12 protein-coding genes, 1 tRNA gene and 2 pseudogenes are annotated in these 21,484 nt (G+C 39.2%); 10 read left to right on the top strand and 5 right to left on the bottom strand.

The features are described from left to right. Positions 1–701 precede the first annotated feature (701 nt). On the bottom strand, positions 702–1,163 hold the full coding sequence (locus MSBR3_RS11490; protein ID WP_052723381.1) for a hypothetical protein: 462 nt from the start codon (positions 1,161–1,163) through the stop codon (positions 702–704). Positions 1,164–1,691: 528 nt separating this feature from the next. Between MSBR3_RS11490 and MSBR3_RS11485 the strand changes: the two genes are divergently transcribed. The 5 genes and pseudogenes from MSBR3_RS11485 (at position 1,692) to MSBR3_RS11475 (ending at position 5,720) form a co-directional block, all read left to right on the top strand. Beyond that, a tRNA-Thr gene (locus MSBR3_RS11485) sits at positions 1,692–1,765 on the top strand. Positions 1,766–2,562: 797 nt separating this feature from the next. After that, a pseudogene (locus MSBR3_RS21840) lies at positions 2,563–2,937 on the top strand (thioredoxin family protein); the annotation flags it as partial. Positions 2,938–3,276: 339 nt separating this feature from the next. Beyond that, positions 3,277–3,519: pseudogene (locus MSBR3_RS21835) on the top strand (PKD domain-containing protein); the annotation flags it as partial. Further along, positions 3,505–3,900, top strand: a complete 396-nt coding sequence (locus MSBR3_RS21830; RefSeq protein WP_463605550.1) for a PKD domain-containing protein — start codon at positions 3,505–3,507, stop codon at positions 3,898–3,900. The pseudogene MSBR3_RS21835 and the gene MSBR3_RS21830, both read left to right, overlap by 15 nt. A gap of 1,355 nt (positions 3,901–5,255) precedes the next feature. After that, on the top strand, positions 5,256–5,720 hold the full coding sequence (locus MSBR3_RS11475) for a peroxiredoxin (RefSeq protein WP_048108271.1): 465 nt from the start codon (positions 5,256–5,258) through the stop codon (positions 5,718–5,720). A 223-nt stretch (positions 5,721–5,943) separates the two neighbouring features. Here the strand turns inward: MSBR3_RS11475 and MSBR3_RS11470 are convergent, their stop codons facing one another. Continuing rightward, the gene (locus MSBR3_RS11470) at positions 5,944–6,924 is read right to left on the bottom strand and encodes a hypothetical protein (RefSeq protein WP_048108270.1); all 981 of its coding nucleotides are present in this window, start codon (positions 6,922–6,924) and stop codon (positions 5,944–5,946) included. Positions 6,925–7,056: 132 nt separating this feature from the next. Continuing rightward, complete coding sequence (locus MSBR3_RS11465; protein ID WP_048108265.1) at positions 7,057–7,800, bottom strand: HesA/MoeB/ThiF family protein; 744 nt, start codon at positions 7,798–7,800, stop codon at positions 7,057–7,059. 595 nt (positions 7,801–8,395) lie between these two features. Between MSBR3_RS11465 and MSBR3_RS11460 the strand changes: the two genes are divergently transcribed. After that, positions 8,396–9,916 carry an AAA family ATPase gene (locus MSBR3_RS11460; protein ID WP_048108263.1) on the top strand — a complete coding sequence of 507 codons (1,521 nt, stop codon included), beginning with the start codon at positions 8,396–8,398 and terminating at the stop codon, positions 9,914–9,916. Positions 9,917–10,194: 278 nt separating this feature from the next. Beyond that, positions 10,195–12,033 (top strand): VWA domain-containing protein, encoded by a 1,839-nt coding sequence (locus MSBR3_RS11455; RefSeq protein ID WP_048108262.1) that lies wholly within the window; start codon positions 10,195–10,197, stop codon positions 12,031–12,033. A 72-nt stretch (positions 12,034–12,105) separates the two neighbouring features. Here the strand turns inward: MSBR3_RS11455 and MSBR3_RS11450 are convergent, their stop codons facing one another. Beyond that, positions 12,106–12,867, bottom strand: coding sequence for a hypothetical protein (locus MSBR3_RS11450; RefSeq protein ID WP_048108261.1), 762 nt, complete (start codon positions 12,865–12,867; stop codon positions 12,106–12,108). Positions 12,868–13,297: 430 nt separating this feature from the next. On the opposite strand from MSBR3_RS11450, the gene MSBR3_RS11445 reads away from it, so the two are divergent. The 3 genes from MSBR3_RS11445 (at position 13,298) to MSBR3_RS11435 (ending at position 19,535) form a co-directional block, all read left to right on the top strand. Continuing rightward, positions 13,298–14,707: a COG1470 family protein gene (locus tag MSBR3_RS11445; protein ID WP_048108260.1), complete on the top strand. Its 1,410-nt coding sequence runs from the start codon at positions 13,298–13,300 to the stop codon at positions 14,705–14,707. 529 nt (positions 14,708–15,236) lie between these two features. Continuing rightward, positions 15,237–18,041 (top strand): aconitate hydratase AcnA, encoded by a 2,805-nt coding sequence (acnA, locus tag MSBR3_RS11440; protein WP_048108259.1) that lies wholly within the window; start codon positions 15,237–15,239, stop codon positions 18,039–18,041. A gap of 426 nt (positions 18,042–18,467) precedes the next feature. Next, the gene (locus MSBR3_RS11435; protein WP_048108258.1) at positions 18,468–19,535 is read left to right on the top strand and encodes a citrate/2-methylcitrate synthase; all 1,068 of its coding nucleotides are present in this window, start codon (positions 18,468–18,470) and stop codon (positions 19,533–19,535) included. 785 nt (positions 19,536–20,320) lie between these two features. On the opposite strand, the gene MSBR3_RS11430 is transcribed toward MSBR3_RS11435, so the two are convergent. Continuing rightward, positions 20,321–21,460, bottom strand: coding sequence for a TIGR04013 family B12-binding domain/radical SAM domain-containing protein (locus MSBR3_RS11430; RefSeq protein ID WP_048108257.1), 1,140 nt, complete (start codon positions 21,458–21,460; stop codon positions 20,321–20,323). Between the last annotated feature and the right edge of the window lie 24 nt (positions 21,461–21,484).

Genomic DNA, 21,484 nt, shown 5'->3' with positions numbered 1-21,484 from the left:
TCTTTTTCTTTTCCTGTGCTCCCTTAGCTACTCTCAATGATCTCTTTGTTTTGCCTGTTTTCAAGCACATAAAAACACTATAGATTAACAGAAATTATAAGTTTAAATTTCATTTTAATACAATTATACAATGCTCTCTTTAAGCGAATATTGATTTTTTTAAAACTGATATCGATTTTTTTAAACGAATATTGATCCTTTTTATGAATTTTGTCAACTTGGCAAATGAAAACGTTGCTGTTAAATACATAAGTGTGTTTTTGTTTACATCATTCAAAAGATTATTTAATTATTTTTGAAAACTGTTACCTAATTTTAGATTTTTAAAAAGACTATGTTTCTCTTCGATAACCATATGTTTAGCTCACACCTGAACAAACGCAAAACTCAAAAATTGCTGCCAATGGAGGCAAAAATGCCTGTTTTAATACTTTTATAAGAATTAACCGAATGCTTGCTGTGTTTTTGTATAAAAGAAAGTAAAAAAGATAAACACGAGCTCTAAATAAGGGTGAGGATTCAACATTCCGTCTCTTTTTTCAGCTACATTTTTTATGGGTAGTTTATGAGAAAACTAAACCCAATACTTTCTGTTTTTCTCAAACAAATAAGTGGTTTCAAAATAATATTGTAAATGCATAGTTTTCATGACAAAAACTATGCATGGAAAAAAGAATTCGTTTTATTTTACGATGAATCGATTATTTTCTAAGTACTCTAACGCGGATTCCTTCAACACGTCTACTCTGACCGCGTGTACCACAAAACTCCCCATCACTAAACCAGCCGGAATCTCCTATGCCCTGAAGGTGAGCCATATATTGTACAGTGAATTGAGGGGCAAGTTTACCGGTTAATTTAATAGCAAAACCTTCGAGCCGTCTACTCTGGCCGCGTGTGCCGACAAAATTTCCTTCTGTTACCCATTGCACATCTCCAATGTTTTCAAGGTGTGCCATGTATTGCATGCTCAGGCCATCCTTTGGAGGATTGAAAGAAAGTTGGAACCCTTCTAAGCGTCGAGATTGACCACGCGTACCTGCAAAATCGTCTTCAGAGAATACTAAATCTCCTATATCCTGCAAATGCACGAGGACATCCATCGAAAGCGATTTTTCCGACATTTGATTGTCCGAAACTGGACTTACTAAAGTTGCACTCATTACGATTTCTCCTTATATTTATCATTCATTGCAAAAATGTTTGCAAGTATACTCTCACATTTACATATATAACTTTTTTTTACTGTATTAAGATGTACATTACATTTATGCATTGGCTCTTCGCAATGGTTGCAACTTAAAAAAATGATAGTTATTCCTCTGCTTCTGCAATCAATTCCTCTGGAAACTTGCTGTATATTTAGTGTAAATCTCCAATTCTCTTATGTAAGTGTTCGGTTGTTTTTAGGATTTGTTATCTCAATTCACTCTATGACTATAGGGTCATTTTTCAATGCCGCTAACTTCAGTTTAATATCTCCTTTACGGAATATTAGTTACCCAAAACATAATGTTAAGCTAGATCTAAGCAAAAGATTCCATAAAGTTTATATACTGTGACCTCTGGCACTTGACAAAAATGAGAACTGACTACAGATAAATAAGGACGGCTGGTTTCCGAATAGAGAATCTGGCCATAAAGTTTATCTGTGAGTATTGTATTTAGGTAAGTCGCAGTATTTTCCAATTGCCTCGTTGGCTCAGCCCGGTAGAGCGAGTGACTTGTAATCACTAGGTCGCGTGTTCAAATCACGCACGAGGCTTCTCGTTTTTGAAGTTCAAAGCTCACCTTTTTGGTTATTTTCGCAACAGATACGTTTAGGCAAGATCACTTTAATTCTTATTTCCTATCGTTGTGCGTATAGGATTGTTTCTAATTTCTTGAGAGACTCAATTGTAGATTATTTTGTTTCCAGTGATAACTAGGAATCTATTTTTCAAAGATTGCGCTTTATAATGGGTTTTATAAGCAAGTTTCATTTTCATAAGTGATTTTTATTTTTATAGCTTAACTGCTGTTTTAGAATCATTTGGGTTAGCTTAGTTTTTTTAAGTTTAGTTTAGCTGTCATGTGGGTTAACTAAACTTACATTAAAAATTTTTTTCTGGAAATTCTTTTTACCTATTTAGTGCAAACTGTCATTTTGGAAAGTGTCTTATCATTACAATGGTGGGAAATACATGGGTCTAAATGTTATATTTTTTAAGATTGTATGTGAAATATTATAAATTACATCCTATTTTGCATTATCATATTTTGAAATTCGAAGTAAAGAGTAATTATCAAAATAAGCTTCTACTAATATTGTTTCAGTTAACAACTCCTGTAGGAATCTTTGCACAATAAAAAATATTTTATGCGTAATATAAACTAATAAGAGATGACGTAGTCTAGAAATTGATATAAAAATAAAAAAGAACTTATTATTTATCTAAAAACGACATTTATATAACAAAAGTGTAGATTAATAGACGTCAGCATGGCAAATGCTGATATGTTATAAACATTATTTAACTAAACTTTCAAAAGTTTTTATTAACCTTAAAAAGGAGTGAATAAATGTTAAAACAGCAGTTTAATGAAGTAAAAAAATTACTGTTAGTTTCTCTTGCAGTCTTTTTTGTAGCAACATTAACAATTACAACAGCAAGTGCAGCAACAGGTAATGTTATTACCTATACTGAATTACAAAAAAGCTCCACTAATTCTCAGGCAACTACGGGATCTGTTGTAGAAGTGACTCAACTAGGGCAGATAAACGCTGCCCTTGAAAAAGGCCCGGTCTTATTAAAATTTGGTGCTGATTGGTGCGAATCCTGCAATGAAATGAAGCCTATTTTACAGGCACTTGCAACAGAATACAAGGGAAAAGCAACAATCATGTCCGTAGATATAGATAAGAGCCCTGAACTTGCAAGTTATTTTGGAGCCGGAGATGTTATTCCTGACTCCACTGTAATTGTCATGAACAGTAAATACTCTTACATGCAGGAAAATGGAGAAGTCACTAAAGATAGATCCACTGCAAGAATCATTGGACTCACGGACAAACAAGAATTAGAAAATGTTCTGGATCTTGCCCTGAGTTCTACAAACGCTCAGAACACTGATGAAGAGAACACTGTTGATGAAGAGGATACAGACGTTCAGAACACTAATGAAGAGAATACTGTTGATGAAGAGGATACAGACGTTCAGAACACTGATGAAGAGAACACTGTTGATGAAGAGGATACAGACGTTCAGAACACTGATGAGGATACAAACGTTCTTGTTGCACAATTTACCAGCGATGTTACCAAAGGCTCTGGTCCTCTTTGTGTGAAGTTTACTGATACTAGCACAGGAGAGCCGACTAAATGGAAATGGGATCTTGGAGACGGAACAACCTCAAGCAAGCAGAACCCAAAGCATGAGTATTCCAAAGCAGGGAGTTATACTGTTAAACTTACAGTAACAAACGATGAAGGTAGTGACACAGTAACAAGAACAAATTATATAGTGATTACAAAGCCGACTGCTGTCTCCTCTAATACTGATGAGGATAATGTTGAGTATGTTGATGAGGACAGTGTTCAGTATATTGATGAGGATAACATTCAATATATTTATGAGGATACAAACGCTCTTGTTGCACAGTTTACCAGCGATGTCACCAAAGGCTCTGGTCCTCTTTGTGTGAAGTTTACTGATATTAGCACAGGAGAGCCGACTAAATGGAAATGGGATTTTGGAGACGGAACAACTTCAAGCAAGCAGAACCCAAAGCATGAGTATTCCAAAGCAGGGAGTTATACTGTTAAACTTACAGTAACAAACGATGAAGGTAGTGACACAGTAGCAAGAACAAGTTATATAGTGGTAACAAAAAAGAACTGTAACTGCAGGTGGAAATAACTCGATAACAAAAACCAGGTATAATTGAAGTTTCTTGTAGAAACCCTATTTAACGTAAACTACAAAATAATTTATTCGTTTATATTCCATTAACCGTTTAATTTTTATTTTTTTACTTTACTTTATTTTATTTTACTTTATTTTACTTTAATGCGCGACATTACAGGTCCATAAAATGTCCAATTGCTCCAGTGTTAAGCTTTCAGTTTTTGTCCTACACGTAAATAAAATGTCAAAATGGATTGAAGCTTTGAATATGGGTAAAAATGCAGGTCCAGAATCTAAGTTACTCTTAGCCTTGATAAAGCTAAATATATTGATCAACTATTTGGAATAGTTCTATAATATTATGTTTTCTTTGGATATTTGTCTTTTGTTCATCATTCATATATTTACATGCTTGTTCTGAACTTTTTGCAACTGAGCCGATTCTGCTATTCTTGACCTTTAGCTAATTGTTATCCTTGTAAATCAGCTAGGAAGCAAACTTAAATTAAAAAGAGAATCCGAAACTGAGTTTATTATAAAATTTGCAATATCCGAAAAGGAATATTAATTTTCTCATAAACTTTCGTTACTCTTATATTTAAGTGGTACAGTAAATGGTATGTCATTTCAATCTTAAGAAAGGTTAGAGTTACTAATATTTTCAGGTTGTTGAATCAACTCTTGAATAGGCAAGAACAACAGTGTCTGTCAGTTATTAAAAATAACATGTAAAAATCTATCGATGTTTATTCAAAAACAACAAATACACTCATTTTTTATAATTGATTGACAATTCACGGACATAACCTTAGAAAGATTGATTTTGTTACATTTAAACGGTGTTTAACAATGTCCAAAAAAACCTCTAAACCAGTATCTCGTAAAGAACATGATCAAATGAAACGTAACAGAATGAATAATGACAAACCAACGTCGGATAATAAGAGTATAATTGAAAAATGCAAGAGTCTTCTCAAGAAAAAAAACTCGGAGAACTAAGTAAAATAAGATTGAAAATTTAATTTACCATAGTTTCAAATTCACTATGTGCTTTATATAGGGAAAAAAATAAAATTTTTAATATCATTTGATAACTGTTGATTATTTAGTTAGTTTTATTTATACCACTTTTACTTTTATTTTCTTAATTTTTTAATATGAACCTTTCTTCATATTGTTTTCACATTTTACACTAGCTTTGAACCTTTTTTCATATTGTTTTCACATTTTACACTAGCTTTGAACCTTTTTTCATTCCAATTTTTACTTCTCACTGTCAAAGGTGTTAAACTGTCAGCAGTGTTAAACGGGTCAGCAGACAGACAATTTATTAAACATAAGCGATTTTATTGAATTGGGGAAATATCATGAGCGAGATTAAAATTGGGGATAAAATTCAGGACTTCAGGTTAAGAGACCAGAAACAGAAAGAGGTACATCTCTATGATTTCTCTGGCAAGAAAGTTCTTTTATCATTCCATCCACTTGCCTGGACAAGCGTGTGTGCAGAACAGATGAAATCACTTGAGGAAAACCACGAAATGTTCACAAGGCTGAACACCGTAGCTTTTGGCATAAGTGTGGATCCCATACCTTCAAAAAGAGCCTGGGCTAAAGAACTTGGAATTACGCACATCAAGCTTCTTTCTGACTTCTGGCCTCATGGGGAAGTTGCCAGAGCATATGGGATATTCAGAGAAAAAGAAGGGGTTTCTCAGAGGGCGAATATTATTATTGACGAGGAAAAGAAGGTTATATTCTTCGAAGAATATCCTATGCATGAACTTCCTGATATGGCAAAGATTGCAAACGTTCTGGAACAGGGGAGATAAGGTTCAGCTCTCAAAAAACAAAGCAATAGATCTAAAATAAGTAATAAAATCACAGGAAGAAAGAAGTGGAAAGTAAACAACGATCATAGGATGAAAGCGTGAAAGAAAAAGGTCAGAAATTCATCAGTCCTAAAAATTTATCTGTCCTATAATTATTTAACTTTTTTCAGTAATTACTCAAGTTCTTTCATTTAATTTACCTCGGGTTATCCACTTATACCATTTAGTTCATTGCAAGGCCCATATTACTTAATTCCGTATCAATTCCATCAAAGAGTTCTCTCAGTACTATTCTGAGCCTGCGGGTTTCTACCTGCCAGATTCTTTTGCTAACCTGCTTATCTCCTCCGGCTTTAACAGCTGCCATCCAGGCATATTTTCTGGCAATTTTTATATTGTTTGAAGAAGAATGGAAAGCTTTTCCAGTTTTCTGATTAGCGTACTTTTCGTTGATCAGGAATTCGTAAATCTCCTGAACTCTTTCAAGCAGTTTTTTTTCACTTTCGGAACCGGACGATCCGAATAGTACAAGATTCCAGATGCGGAACTGCACATTATGAAGCTCGTGAGAAAGCTTCTTGGAAACCGAAATTTCCAGCATCTTCTTGAACTCAAGATAAATGTCCGTGTTTCCGGAACCTGAAGGCAGGATGTTTCCAAGCGAGATCATAACGTGAATACACTCGTGAAAAAGAATTCTGGCGATCAGGAATTCGACTCTCTCCTGTAAATTCCAGAATCTTTTCACAAGAGCCTCATCCCAGAGCTGGTAAGGATTAACAAGGATCATAGATCTGTAGACAATCCTTTTTTCTTTCTGTGAGACCAGACGCTTGGGATAAAGAGCCATTCCCAGCATTTTTCCGAAAAACTGAATCCTGACAGCCAGATCCCAGCAGTACTCCCACTCTCCTGAACTTACACATTTTACTCTGTAGTAGTTTCCATCAAAATGAACTTTCCCAAGCAGCCGATACATATCTTTACTTTGTATCTTGATCAATGACTTTATCATGGGTTCCCTATAGATTCGAAGGTCAAAATAAGGTGCATTCGGGATAGACGCAGAAAGTGAAGTAGGTAGTGAAACAGGAGTTGAAGCAGGTGAGAAAATATTCAGATCCTGAAATCCATAGGACCATAAATTTGAGTTCCCATCCAAACCATTGACTTTCTTATCAACTGGCATGGTCTTCTTTTTCATCAAGTCCCCTCGTACAAGATTCTCTGTAGTAAGATACCCTATTAGATATTATTACTGAAGATATATATAATTGGTCAATGGACGGCAGGGAATCTAAATAAAGGTTTATCCTGATTTAAAATGGTAAAACTCTCATTTTTTTTCACTTATTGTCTTAAGAGTTCCGCAAACAGGACAATTATTTAGCTTTGAGAGTGAAATTTCGCTGAAACTTCCGGAAAGCCCGTTCCAGAACAGGAGACGCCCTTCCAGAAGTTTTCCCTGTCCTGTCAGGAATTTAATTACTTCATTTGCCTGGATGGAGCCGATAATCCCTGGGGTTGCCCCTAAAACCGGAAAAATTTCTTTTTTGGAAATACGTGGGAAAATACAGTAAAAACAGGGAGTTTCTCCGGGCACTATTGTTGTCACCTGGCCATCATAGCCGGTAACTGCTCCATGTATTAAAGGAATCCTTCTTTTTATGGCAAGCTTGTTAAGCATATGTCTCGTTTCGAGGTTATCAAGTGCATCAACTATAACGTCACATTCAGGAACCAGGGCTTCGAGATTTGATTCGGTAAGCATCTCTGCTATGGTTTCAACCTCAATATCCGGGTTCATAGAGAGCAGTTTTTCTTTTGCTGACTCTACCTTGAGCCTTCCGATATCCTTTTGATGGTGAAGGAACTGCCTGTTTAGGTTGCTGGGATCAACTGAATCGAAATCTGCAAGAATTATTTTTCCGATTCCTGCTATTGCGAGATAGGTAGAAACCGGACTTCCAAGCCCACCTGCCCCGGCAACCAGAACTTTTGCATTCTTCAACTTTTCCTGTCCCTCTTCCCCAAAAAGAAGAATTTGCCGGCTGTATTTTTCACGTTCGAAATCATTCATGCAAGGACTTCGGAGTTCAGTCTATTTATGGATACTGGCTAATTTCAGGATATAATTAATCTGGATATCGATCTGTTTAAGATATAATAGATCTGGATTTGATCATTTTATATCTGGATTTGATCATTTTATATCTGGATATTGATCGTTTCAGGATATAGTTTCTATTTTTCGTCACCAGGAGTATTCTCATCCAGGTGAATTTGAATCATTCTCATTAGTCATTATCTTCCTTATGCATAATCTCTTCGGATGGTAAAGGCAGATTAGCGGATTGGAGTAATCGGGAGTAACTTATCAAGGTGGATGTCAGAATAGGGCATGAAATTCGATAAAATCCGGGTTTCAGCATAAAGTAGAAAGGATATTATTAAAAGTAGAAAGGTATATTACTGAGAAGAAGCATAGCCAGCAGTCATATCGGTGGTATGGATTAGAATTTTCAGAAAAATTAATTAAGGCAAGGCCCATAAAAATAGAAGTCCATTTTTTACATTATTCTAACCGGCTATTGCAGTTCACTATTGTAGTATCTTTCTCATATACTAAAAGACGGGATGCTGAAAAAAAGAAATTTATAAAGGTCTTGGAATTTATGCGAGTGCTGGATTTAAAAAATACGGTTATCAACATCAAACAGGAGTTTTCAGGCTACTTTAAAGAGCGGGACGCTGAAATCAACGGGTCTCTTCTTGCACTCCTTTCCGGTGAGCATGTTCTTTTACTTGGCCCACCCGGAACTGCAAAAACCCTGCTTGCAAGCAAAATTTGCGAAACTATAGAGGGGGGAAACTTTTTCCATTATCTTCTGACCCGCTTTTCCACACCTGAAGAGGTATTTGGACCACTTTCCCTTAAGGCGCTTGAAAGGGACGAGTTCAGCAGGCGGGTGGAAGGTTACCTTCCAACTGCCCATATAGCTCTGCTTGACGAGATTTTCAAGGCAAACAGTTCCATCTTAAACAGCATGTTGACTGTACTGAACGAGAGGAAATATCATAACGGCAAGGAACTTATTGAGGTGCCTCTTTTTACGGTTTTTGGGGCTTCCAACGAGCTGCCGGAAGAAGATGAAAGTCTCGAAGCTCTTTACGACCGTTTCTTGTTCCGGTACAGGGTGGATTATATCCAGCACGAAGAGAATCTTGAAGACCTGATCTTCAAAAACACCGAAGATTTCGTACCCTCAACGAAACTCAGCATAGAAGATATAAAGGAGATCCAGAAGAGAGCAAGAGACCTCCCTGTTGATCCTGAGGTCAGGGCAATTATAAAGGCCCTCCGGAGAGAACTCAGAAACTCAAATATTTTCGTTTCGGATAGGCGCTGGAAGAAAATTGTAAATATACTCAGGGTAGCTTCAGTAGTAAACGGGCATACAAGTGTAGACCGAATGACTGCTGTCCTGCTACAGCATGTGCTTTGGGAAGTGCCGGAACAGAAGGAAGCGATAAGAAAACTTATTCTGGACAGGGTTGTTTCAGGAGGTACGGATACCGGCAAACTGAAACTGGATGTCCTTGACCTGAAAAATTCCATTTACGGTTGTTTACAGCAAGACCTTCCGGATCTTGTAGCCTGTAATAAGTGCTACGAAGAAGAGAGAAGGACAACAGGCAGCCTGAAAAGCTCAAGGTTTTCAGGTGCCAAAGTGCAGAGGAGCCTCACATTCGACAATGCCCTTGACCTGCTGAAACACCATACTGAGTTTCCAACTCATACCTACAATTTCGGGCTCGATTACAGCAATGTCAACAGCTCTCTGAACTTCGAATCCCTGGCCGAACAATTCCGCAGAAAATATGGTTTTGAATTCAAGATCAGCCTCGATTATGGAGATAAGAAGCTCTATGAGAAGGAATATGAAAATCTGGAGGAGAGACTGAACTATTTCAGAAGGCAAATCCAGGAAGAAGAAAAAGCGCTTGAGAAAACCCTGAGGGAAAATATCTGGGTTTCAGGGCAGGATACCCAGGAAATCCTGATGAAATATCGTTCCAAAAATACCGATGTTTACGAGGTTGCAAGTAATCTAAACGATGTAAGACTCCTGCTTGAAAAGCCCAGGGTATTTGATGTAATCATTGAAAAAGCAGGAGAAGTAGCTGAAACTTAAAAATTTCTAAAATATAACTGGAAAACCTCTGAAACAGGAATAAAGTTCTCTAAATATAAGGTCGCTAGTATAATAATCAAAAATATAATTCTAAATAGAGAATTCTTTAAACTTCTCAAAAATTTCTGAATTTGATTAATGACTGTTGATGTTCATCAGAAATTTTTAAAACTCATTAGAAATTCTTGAAGCTCATCAAAAACTCTTAAAACTCATCAGAAATTCTTGAGACTCTTCAAAAACAATTAAAACTTTGAAATTTCTGGAAAAGGAAAAATATGCAGGAATTAAAAAGGCGGAAGGAAGACTTTGATGACACTCCCGGATCAGGCTCATCTTTATCGTTTAGTCGTGCCTTCAATCCTTCTACAATATTGAATCTTGAGCTCAGGGAGGTTCTGACAACTCCTCGAAAGATACCAAGGCAAGTCAGGGAAGAGATTGCAGAAGTTCTTATTTATGAGCTTTTTTCAGAAAATGGGTACGAAATAAAAGATGAAAAGTTGTTTATGAGTAAATTTGGAGCTTTTTATCCGATCTTTCTAGGTTTAAAGGATTTCGGGGTCTGGGCTGAAATAAAAGCTCTTGCCGGAACCAACAATCTGGCAGGTATTTTTATACTCCGTGTCCTGCTTGAAGAACTCTTTACACTTCTGGATGACTACGGAAGGATGGAATCCAAATTTTCAAAAAAGTTTGCAAGAAATCTCGAAAAAAGCCTTAAAGCTCTGAGGAAGCTGATCGATGAAACTCAATCGACATGGGAAAGAAGCAGAATAAAAGATATTGAGAAAAATTTCCGGTTTCAGGAAAATCCGAATGTACCCTATCAACAGGAAACTCAAGAAAACAAACAGGAAAATTCTCTCAGACAAGAAAATTTTCTTCCACAGGAAAACTTTCTTCCACAGGAAAACTCTCTTCCACAGGAAAACTCTCTCAAACAAGAAAACTCTCTCAAACAAGGAAACTCTCTCAAACAGGAAAGTTCCCTGCAAGATGTCGAGCATGAGACCTGGGAGAACCCGGGTCTGCAGGCTGGAAATATTGCGGATTCCGAAGAACTTGCTTCAATGACTCTGAACTTTATGTCTTCAGAAAAGGCAGGAGAAGCCCTTGATTCTGTTATAGAAGAAAGCATAGCTGCAAAAATTGGAGAGCTTATCCCTGTGCTTGAAGACCACCTTGAAATGCTGGATATTCTCTCACTGCTCTTTCCGGACAGAGCCTGGGATCATTCCTTGAAGGCCCTTCATAGAGAATACCTTGGAAACCTTGAAAAATATGCTTCATTTCTTAAAAAGAGCTCGGATATTCATGAAATTCTTGAACTGGTAGGAAGAATCGAACTTGAGTACGGTTCAAAAAAGCTGAATTTATCTCCTTACAGTAAAAGTGAAGTCCATTCGGTTACCTTCTCGGGTGATCTTCAGACATTACTTCCAGCAGAAACCGTAAAGCTAAAAAATCCTCTCCTGAAGCGTAAGTTCTATGCTGATATGCTTGAAGGAAAACTTCTGACCTACCAGCTACAAGGGGAAAACTGGAACTCGGATGCTGCAGGAAAAAAGAGAAAAGGGCCTGTAATCGCTCTTGTAGACACCTCGGGGTCAATGCGGGGAAGCCCGGAGCTTCTTGCAAAAGCCATAGTTCTGGCAGCTACTAGAAGAATGTTAAAAGAAAACAGGGATGTTAAAGTGATTCTATTCTCTTCTAAGTGGCAGACCGTTGAAATTGAGCTTACAAACAAAAAGCGTATGGGTGAGGAGTTCCTGGAGTTCCTGAAACTTACTTTCGGAGGCGGCACCGATTTTAATACCGCACTTCGCTCAGGTCTTAAGGCTATGAAAAACGAAAAGGCTTTTGAGGGAGCTGATCTCCTTTTCCTTACCGATGGTTTTTCCGAACTCTCGGAAAAACCCCTTATTCGGGAATGGAATGAGATAAAAGCCGAAAGAAGAGCTCGGATCTTTTCCCTTATAATAGGAAATTATGATGCTGGCGGACTACAACAGATTTCTGACCACACATATCTTATAGGAAATGCCGAAAAATGGGATGTCGGAGAAAGCCCTGCAAGTTTTATCAAGGCAATAAGTAAACCTTACAGGCTTTAAGTTCCAGGATATTTTTATTCTGGGACATTGCTGGTTGTGGAACATTTTTAAGATAGTTTCGATTCTAATACTTTAATGTCTGCGCCTTAAAAATTTCTGCAGACCTTCTCCAAAGTCTTCCAGGTCTTTCCGTGACGGAGTCTGGCGCCTGGATATGCTTGACAGGACAGCAAAAGCAGCTTTTTTGCTCCTGCTAGCTCCTTTAAGCAGCCCGATTTCGATCATTGCAACAATTAACTCGGAAATCATTTTGCGATCTCTGGGACTCAGGTTATTCCATTTTTCGTTTATCTTCTTCGAAGAATCCACTATTGAATCTTTTCCTTCGGATGCTATTGTTGAGGCTTTTGAAGAAGCTACTTTTGAGGCGTTAATTATCTGCTTCCTTCCATAAGAAGCCGTTTCCAGAAAGATTTTGAAAGCATTTTCTGAGATCTTTTTTAGCCTTGCTCTTTGATTAATAGGAATCTCTTCTCCGGATGCCTTTTGAAAATCACTTTCATAGCCTCGGCTCTCAAGAATTTTACGAACTTCTCTAAAGATTTCCGAAATCTCTTCCTCAGACCTCGTTTTAAGGTATTCTCTGAGTTTTTCCAGAAGGTCCGAGTCAATTGGTTCTGAATTCTCTTTATAAAAGGGGTCCGGATCGCGAAAAAAGTCTTCCTCTGCCTCAACGTCATTTACTTTAACGTTATATACCTCAATGAAATCAGCATCAATTATAGGACTGGACCCAAAGATAGCTTCACGTGATGAGGTCTTTCTGGACTTGGATTTGTTCCGTATCCTGAACCCTGCATCTGAAAGTCTGTCTAATACTCTATCTTTAAGCAAGAAAATGCACTCCTTCTTGAAAATAAATGCCTTCCTTCTTAAAACAAAAAACTTTACTTGTACGGAAATAACTCACATCCGGCACTTTGCGTCAACCAGCTGTTAATATAAGATTAATTTAACTACCTGGGTATTAATTTAATTACCTCTTGTCAATTTAATTATCTATAAAAAGTTTAATTTTAAAGCTCGATGTCCTTTTCCTTTCCTTTTTTCTGGCAAAGTCTGAGTTCTCATCTCTGGCTAGGAAATAACTGAGTCAAGCGAGTAATCTCCTGCCTTTTTTGAAGTCAAACACACAAAAAGATGGATAACGAAAATTGAGTTTCATAAACTCTTGTTTTCTAAAAATAACTGCAAATCGATTCGCAGTCTAGGGAATTCTTTTATAAGTTTCACGCCTTAATAAATAATTAGCGAGGTTAAAAATATGCATATACTGGATACTAAGACGCTAAAAGGAATCGCATGTGGGCTCCTTGTTGTAGCAGTTCTTTCGATTGCCTGTGCAGGAGCAGGGAACGGAGATAATGCCGTGCCTGTAAAAGAAGAAGTGCAGTCAAAAGTCGGGGTCAGTGTTGCAAGCAGTGCATCATCTTCGAGTGGGAGTAGTGCTGCTAGCAGTACATCATCTTCGAGTTATGCCGGCGATTACTTTCCCGAATTTCAGAAACTCAAGATTGATCCGACTTATAAATACCTGGAACTTAAACCCGGAGACAGTACAAATTTTACTGTAACCGTTGAGAACAAAGACAACAAGACAATTGAATTGAAACCGAAGCCTGTAATTACTCCTTACACGGAAAATTTCATAAACGAAAGCTGGATCAGCATAGGTCCTTCCAAAGGGACTTTGAAGCCCGGAGAAAAAGAGGAATTTCAGGTAAAGGTAGACATACCTAAGGACGCTGATCTTGGAAACTATGCCGTACTCCTTGCTTTCACGGAAAAAGTTCCTGAAGGGGACGTAGCCGGTTCTTATCCAAATTTCCCTGGCACTATGCAGCTCAATATACAGGTTTGGGTCAAGCCCTCAGTCCAGATTTTTACACCTTATGTAAATGACCTTGTCGAAGTCGGAAAGAATTACACTTATGAAATAAAGCTCAAGAATACAGGTAGTAAAGATATCGCAATTTCTCCTGAGCTTACCAAAGACGCGGTTTACTCTATAGGAATGCCGGAACAGGCCTTCGGAGATGATGCGATACGCGTAGAAGCTCCTGACAAAATAAAAGCCGGACAGACAGCTATCGTAAAACTTGAACTTGCAGTTCCTGCTGATGCAAAAGGAAGCTATATTGGCAGCCTTAACCTGAATATTGACGATCCGGGGATTCGTGAGTATGAAGGAAAAGTTTCTCTGAACTTCCGTATCCTTCCGGTTCCTGAAAAGCCTTATGAAAGTACCTTTGAAGCCGGGACAGATAGCCCAATTACCCTGGAAATCAAAGCTAGCCAGTATGGGTACAACCTGTATGCTACCGGAGGAAACCAGAATCTTACGCCTTCCTTTAATGTGAGCCTGATAGATCCTTCCGGAAATGAAATTATCCCTACCCCTGTAGATACGAAATATAGCGGCTCGATAACTATAGTAGATGATACATACCCGCAGCCATTGTACTCTCTCCCATATATGTCCTCAAGAGGTGCGGACAGTGTGGAAGCTGGCAATATGGAAACTAAGAATCAAGGAAGTTACCAGGGAGGGACTACAACTTTTATTAAGACCTATACCGCACCAGGAGCTACGGGAAAATGGAAGCTTTCTATCTTTCCCGAAAATACAGAGAACTTTGATTATACTGTAACAATCGGGGCTGCTGAAAAGTAAGCAGCTTCCAATTTTTTCTTTTAATTTCAGACATTCTGGATAGAATAGATATCTGGTTTCATATAATTTGTGAAAACAAGAAAGTTTAGACTACTTTAGGGTTTTAAGACTCTTCAAATTCATTTTTTCTCTTAATAGCTTTTAATTATTCTACCCTTTCTTTTTCCTGTATTGCTACAATCTCTAAAAAACACATGTTAAGGGTCAGTATCTTAGGCTAGATGTAAATCAGTTAGGCTAGATGTAAATCAGTAATTTTTATACCGGCTGATATATAATTTAATTATAGCGCAATTCTCGGAGATTCCGGAAAAAGTAAAGGCAACATTCCAATAAGGGCAAACTTTTGTATGTATAAAGGAATAGTAAACCCGAAGGAATAAAATAGTCTGAAGATAAGATGGGGCTTCATACTATCAAGAGATTCGCACGATAAAGAAATTGACGTGATAAAGAAATTGACACGATAAAGAGAAAAATCTATAATATCATGTTTTAATTCCATATTTCTGCTGGAGGTAAGAAATTTATGAGAGAAGGTCCGGACCCATTTGGGGTAAGAGACACTATTGAAACAGCTGCCGGAAGAGCTACGATTTACAGATTGGGCAAACTGGAAGAAAATGGTTTTGAGGGAATTTCCCTGCTTCCGTACTCCATAAGAATCCTGCTGGAATCTCTGCTAAGGCATGCAGATACGGAAAAGCATATAATAACTGCTGAGGATGTGGAGGCTCTTGCCCGCTGGAGCCCTGAAAATATAAGTGACAGGGATATTCCGTTCATTCCGTCAAGGGTAATTATGCAGGACTTTACAGGTGTTCCAGCCATAGTAGACCTGGCAGCCCTCCGTTCTGCAATGCAGCGTTTGGGGGGAGATCCCACGAAAATAAACCCTGTTATCCCTGCTGATCTTGTTATCGATCATTCGGTCCAGGTAGATTCCTATGGCACGGCCTACTCTCTTGAAGAAAATGAGAAAAAGGAGTTTGAACGCAACGGGGAACGCTATTCTCTCCTTCGCTGGGCCCAGAAAGCTTTTGACAATTTCAGAGTCGTGCCCCCTGGAAGGGGAATTATCCATCAGGTAAACCTTGAGTACCTGACTCCTCTTGTACACCTCAAGGAGAAAAATGGGGAACTGTTTGCATTTCCCGATACTCTTGTAGGGACAGACTCTCATACTACGATGATTAATGGAATTGGAGTACTCGGCTGGGGAGTAGGAGGCATAGAAGCCGAAGCCGTAATGCTAGGGCAGCCTTACTATATGCCTGTACCTGAGGTCGTGGGCTTCAAGCTCTACGGAAAACTTGCACAGGGAGTTACTGCCACCGATCTTGTCCTGACAATTACTAAGATGCTTAGAAAAGAAGGAGTTGTCGGCAAGTTTGTGGAATTTTACGGGCCCGGTTTAAACTCACTCAGTCTTCCGGATAGGGCAACAATCTCCAACATGGCTCCTGAATATGGTGCAACTCTTGGAATTTTCCCGCCTGACGATGAGACTCTTGATTACCTGCGAAGAACTGGCAGGAGTGAAGATCAGGTTGACCTTGTGAAAAGGTATCTGGAAGCCCAGGGTCTTCTCTATTCGACTCACAAGCCTGACCCTGTCTTCAGCACTACCCTTGAACTTGATATGAGCACGGTAAAACCTTCCCTTGCAGGTCCAAAACGTCCTCAGGACCAGCTCTTCTTAAGTGAAGTGCCTGAAAACTACCGTGAAACTATGCGGCAGACATTTATCCGAAAGAAAGAGTCAGGACTTGGACTTTCCCAGGATCCTGCCTACCAGCGCTGGATAGAAGACGGAGGGACACCCGTAGAGGAACCTGAAACTCCTGTTGCAGAAGAGGAAAAAGCAGGAGTTCTTGAGAAGGCCTTCAGGGTAACACACGGCTCCGTAGTAATTGCAGCAATTACTTCCTGTACCAATACCTCAAATCCCTCAGTTCTGATAGGAGCCGGACTGCTAGCAAAAAAGGCTGTAGAAAAGGGCCTGCACGTCAAGCCTTTTGTAAAAACAAGTCTCTCACCAGGCTCAAGGGTAGCGACAGAGTATCTGAAAGCTGCAGGCCTTTTGCCCTATCTTGAAGCTCTCGGTTTCCACCAGGTTGGGTACGGCTGTACAACCTGTATAGGGAACAGCGGGCCTTTACCTGAGAAAGTCTCACAAGAGATTCAGGAAAATGACCTTACTGTTGCAGCCGTGCTCAGCGGAAACCGAAACTTCGAAGGAAGAATTAATCCGCTTGTCAAAGCAAACTTCCTTGCTTCTCCGCCTCTTGTTGTGGCTTATGCAATCGCAGGTACTGTGAATATCAACCTCGAAAACGATCCTCTTGCTTATGATCCCAACGGGCACCCGGTTTACCTCAAGGACATCTGGCCTGCAGAGGAGGAGATAAAGAATGCCGAAAAGAACAGCATCAAACCTTCAATGTTCGAAAAAGAGTATTCAGGCGCTCTGGAGGGCCCTAAACGCTGGAAAGAACTGGAAGCCCCGACAGGTACTCTCTATGATTGGAACCCAATGTCCACATATATTCAGGAGCCTCCGTACTTCATGGATTTCCCACTTGCTCCACCTTCACCTGAAGATATAAAGAGTGCAAGAGTTCTGGCTCTTTTCGGGGACAGCATTACCACGGACCATATTTCTCCTGCAGGGGATATTCCTTCAGATAGTCCTGCAGGCAGGTACCTGATTTCCTGGGGTGTGAGCCCGGAAGATTTCAATTCTTATGGGTCCAGAAGGGGTAATCATGAGGTAATGATGCGTGGAACCTTCGGGAATATTCGGCTCAGGAACAGGCTCGTGGACAGAGAAGGAGGGTGGACCGTATACCATTCTCGGAAAGAAGACTTCCCTGAGGAGCTCTGCGAGGGAATTCCTATTTATGATGCATCTATGCTTTATGCGGAAAATAATACTCCTCTGATCGTTATTGCAGGAAGGGAATATGGGACAGGCAGTTCCAGGGACTGGGCAGCCAAAGGTACATTCCTGCTCGGAGTTAAAGCAGTTATTGCTGAGTCTTTCGAGCGTATACACAGAAGCAACCTTGTCGGGATGGGAGTTCTTCCGTTGCAGTTCAAAGAAGGCGAGAATGCCGACACTCTGGGTCTAACAGGAAAGGAAAGCTATGATATTCTGGGTATTGAATACATGGAGCCTCATGGAGAACTTACAGTAAGGGCAAAGGACGAAAATGGCGACGAAGTTCAGTTCCAGGTAACCTTGAGGCTGGATTCGGCTGTGGAAATCGAATATTACATGAACGGCGGAATTTTGCATAAGTTTCTGCGGGATTCGGTGAAGAAAAAATAACAGGTTACTAGTTCTTGAATTAGATGAAGAACTTTTTTGAAAAGGTTTCAAAAACTTTACATAAAACTTCCTGTTTTTTTGAAACCTTTTCTTTTTCCTTATCGGAAAGAGAGTTATAATAAGTTGTTTTAATTCTAACAAGCTTTTTGAGGAAAACTTTCTTCTGAAAAGAACACATTTCATTTTTAATATAACCGAGAGGTTTAAGGCCGCAGCATCCTTAATATCAAAAAAATAATTATAAAGCTCTCAAGATATAATTTCAACAAATTTAATATACTTATTCGACGATAATAGGAATGCATTGTCACCCCTATTTTTGGGTCTTATAAGACCCTTCGCGTTGAATTTTCCACATATAAGCAGAGGATTCCCCAAACTTTAAAGTTTTTTGAAAATCCTCTTGGCATAACTGTGAGGTATAAAATGAGTAAAAATATCTGTTTCATAGATGGGTTAGAGGGCATTCTGAAATACAGGGAGATAGACATTAACCAGCTGGTTGAGCTTCCCTATGATGCCGTTTCCTATCTGCTTATCCAGGGAGAGCTTCCCGGAGATCAGGAACTTGCCGAGTATGCAGCCTGCCTGCATGGGGAGCGTGAAGTTAACAGGGAGGTGATAGACGTTATCCGTATGTGCAATTTCAATATTGACTCTATAGAAGCACTGCGTACAATCGTTTCTTTTATATCACAGTTCGATCCGGATATTAACGACAGTTCTCCCGAAGGAAATATGAGAAAAGCTATAAGGTTAATTGCCAAGATACCAACCATAGTTGCTGCATATTTTAGAATCGCAAACGGAAAACAACCTGTACCTCCTGATCCATCCCTATCCCACGGAGCTAACTTTCTGTATATGTTAAGAGGAAATAAACCAACTCAGCTGGAGGCTGAGGTCATGGAGAAAGACTTCATTCTCAGTGCCGAACACGAATTAAATGCCTCTACTTTTTCTTCAAGAGTTACTGCCTCTACTCTTTCGGATCTCTATTCTGCTGTTGTTTCCGGGCTCTGCACCCTTAAAGGTCCTCTGCACGGAGGGGCAAGGGCAGAAGTCGTGACTATGATCGAAGAAATTGCTTGCCCAGAAAACGCAGAAAATTACGTCCTCGATAAACTAAGTAAAAAAGAAAAAATTATGGGTTTTGGACATAGAGTTTACAAAACTTACGATCCTAGAGGCACGATATTCAAGCAGCTTGCTAAACAACTCGCAGAAGCAAAGGGGGATATGCACTGGTACAACACTGCCGAAGTAGTAGAAAATACTGTTATCCGTGAACTTGTAGAAAAGAAAGGAAAGCCAATCTATCCTAACGTTGATTTTTACTCGGGAGTTATTTACAAATATATGGATATTCCTCCTCAACTTGCAACATCGATCTTTGCAATCGGCAGGGTTTCAGGCTGGATAGCTCACTGCTTTGATCAGTACGAGAAGAAAAAGATCATAAGGCCCAGGGCTTTCATGCTTGATGAATGCTAAAATTATCTTTTAAGATTATCCTTTTATCTTTTGTCAAGCTTTTTTTAAAAATGTTTTTTGTAGCAACCGTTGACCCGCAACCGTTGACCCGCAACCGTTGACCCGCAACCGTTGCGCCGGTTGATCACGCCTATAGGGTTTGGGGATAATTTTTTTCAAATCCAAACGTTTCTCGGGTTTTCGATAAAACCTTTTCTCAAAAGGTTTTCGGTCAAGCAGTTTTTTGAAAAGGCTTGCAGGCAAACAATTTTCAAAAGCAGATTACAGAACTTGACTGACTTTTACTTGATTAGTGTACTTTAATTTTAAATTAGTAGCAACAAATTATAAATAGATTGATTACTTTATTACATATGAAATTATAAATGAAAGGTTCTCCCTAAAAAATTATGTTAGTATATGAGCCTCCTAAGCTCAAAGTATACATTCTAAACTGAGGATATAGTAGAAACTCAAAGTATTGTTTGATTAAAGGAACAGCCGATAGCACAAGATCAATCGAAAGTTTAGGACCAGCAAATAAATTTATAAAATTGAGATTTAGTCAAAATAAAAACTATGGATTAAAACTTGAATTCAGGTTATGGAGTTGATAGGAGAAAGTAGTAACAAAGTAAGAGTAGATAGTATGTGCGTAAATTTCAAAAGTAAGTAACTATAAATAAATAAATAAATAAATAAATAAATTGTGCTCAAATATCCCAGGGGATTTACTGAATCAAGAACAGTGAGATTTGGTTTAGAAGTCGGTACTGAAATTTCATACCGGCTTTTAACCTGATTTCTTAACTTGGCTTTTTTTCAAATTTTCGGTGTTTTTCCCAGTATCCTGTAAGTTTGCCCCCAAGGGCAAGCTTTCCAAGCTCTCGCCTTACCTGATCACTTACTTCTGAAGGAACAGCCGATGCATATGGAGTTCCGGGCAGGGGAGTTAGGTAATGGGCCCTTACAGTGCCTCCTTTCTTGCAAATCCAGCGAACAAGATTAAGGCTTTTTTCCTGGTCTTCTTCGGTTTCGGTGGGAAGACCGAAGATGAAATCAACCGCCGGAACAATTTCATGCTCCAGACAGCATTCGACTGCTGAAATACTGTCTCCAACAGTATGCCCTCTCCTGATCTCCTTTAGAATTCGGTCACTGCCTGATTGAACTCCAACACTAAGGCTATCGTTTGCGCAGTATTTTCTCACGAGTTCAACCGATTCATCGGTTACGAACTCAGGACGCACTTCCGAAGGAAAAGTCCCGAAAAAGATTTTTTTATCAGGCAGTTTATGAAGTGCGGAAAGCAATTTTTCCACTTTGTCAAACCTGGGGTGAATTCCGTCACTTCCGTAACCCAAGGCATTGGAGGCTATAAAGCGAAGATCATCATAGTACCTTGCGTTTTTCATAATCGAATCTATGCTTCTGTGTCTTACTTCTCTTCCGAAAAGCCTGGGAGTCTGACAGTACTTGCAGCCCCAGGGACATCCCCTGCTAATTTCAATAGGGGCACGGAGTTTATGAGGGTCAAAACAGGGGTAGGAATCAAGGTTTGCATAAGGCCTTTTCGCAGTCATAACAACCTTACCCGTTTCTGCTTCCCTATACGCAATGCCAGGTACTTTTTCTGGATCTCCCTTTTCCTGAACCATTTTCACAAGTTCCGGAAGGGTTTCCTCTCCTTCCCCTATCACGACATAGTCAAAGTATTCAAGTGTCTCTTCTGGAGCACCGGATGGGTGAGGTCCTCCAGCAATAAAAACAGAATCAGTGCCTGCATTTTTCACTTCCATAAATACCTTTGCTGCCTGGCGCGTTGTAAAACTGTAGAGCATGATTCCGTCTACAGGCCTGTCTACAAAACCGGCTTCCGGCAGTAAAGGCGAAAGGACCGCAAAGCTGTAAGAGTTTTTCTTACTATACCGGAAGTGCACGTTCATACTTTTTCCTCCGTTTTTTCCTCC

It is taken from the genome of Methanosarcina barkeri 3 (assembly GCF_000970305.1).
Classification (GTDB): domain Archaea; phylum Halobacteriota; class Methanosarcinia; order Methanosarcinales; family Methanosarcinaceae; genus Methanosarcina; species Methanosarcina barkeri_A.
The sequence above is the reverse complement of the archived record's forward strand: the minus strand, read 5'-3'. Positions and strand labels throughout refer to the sequence as shown.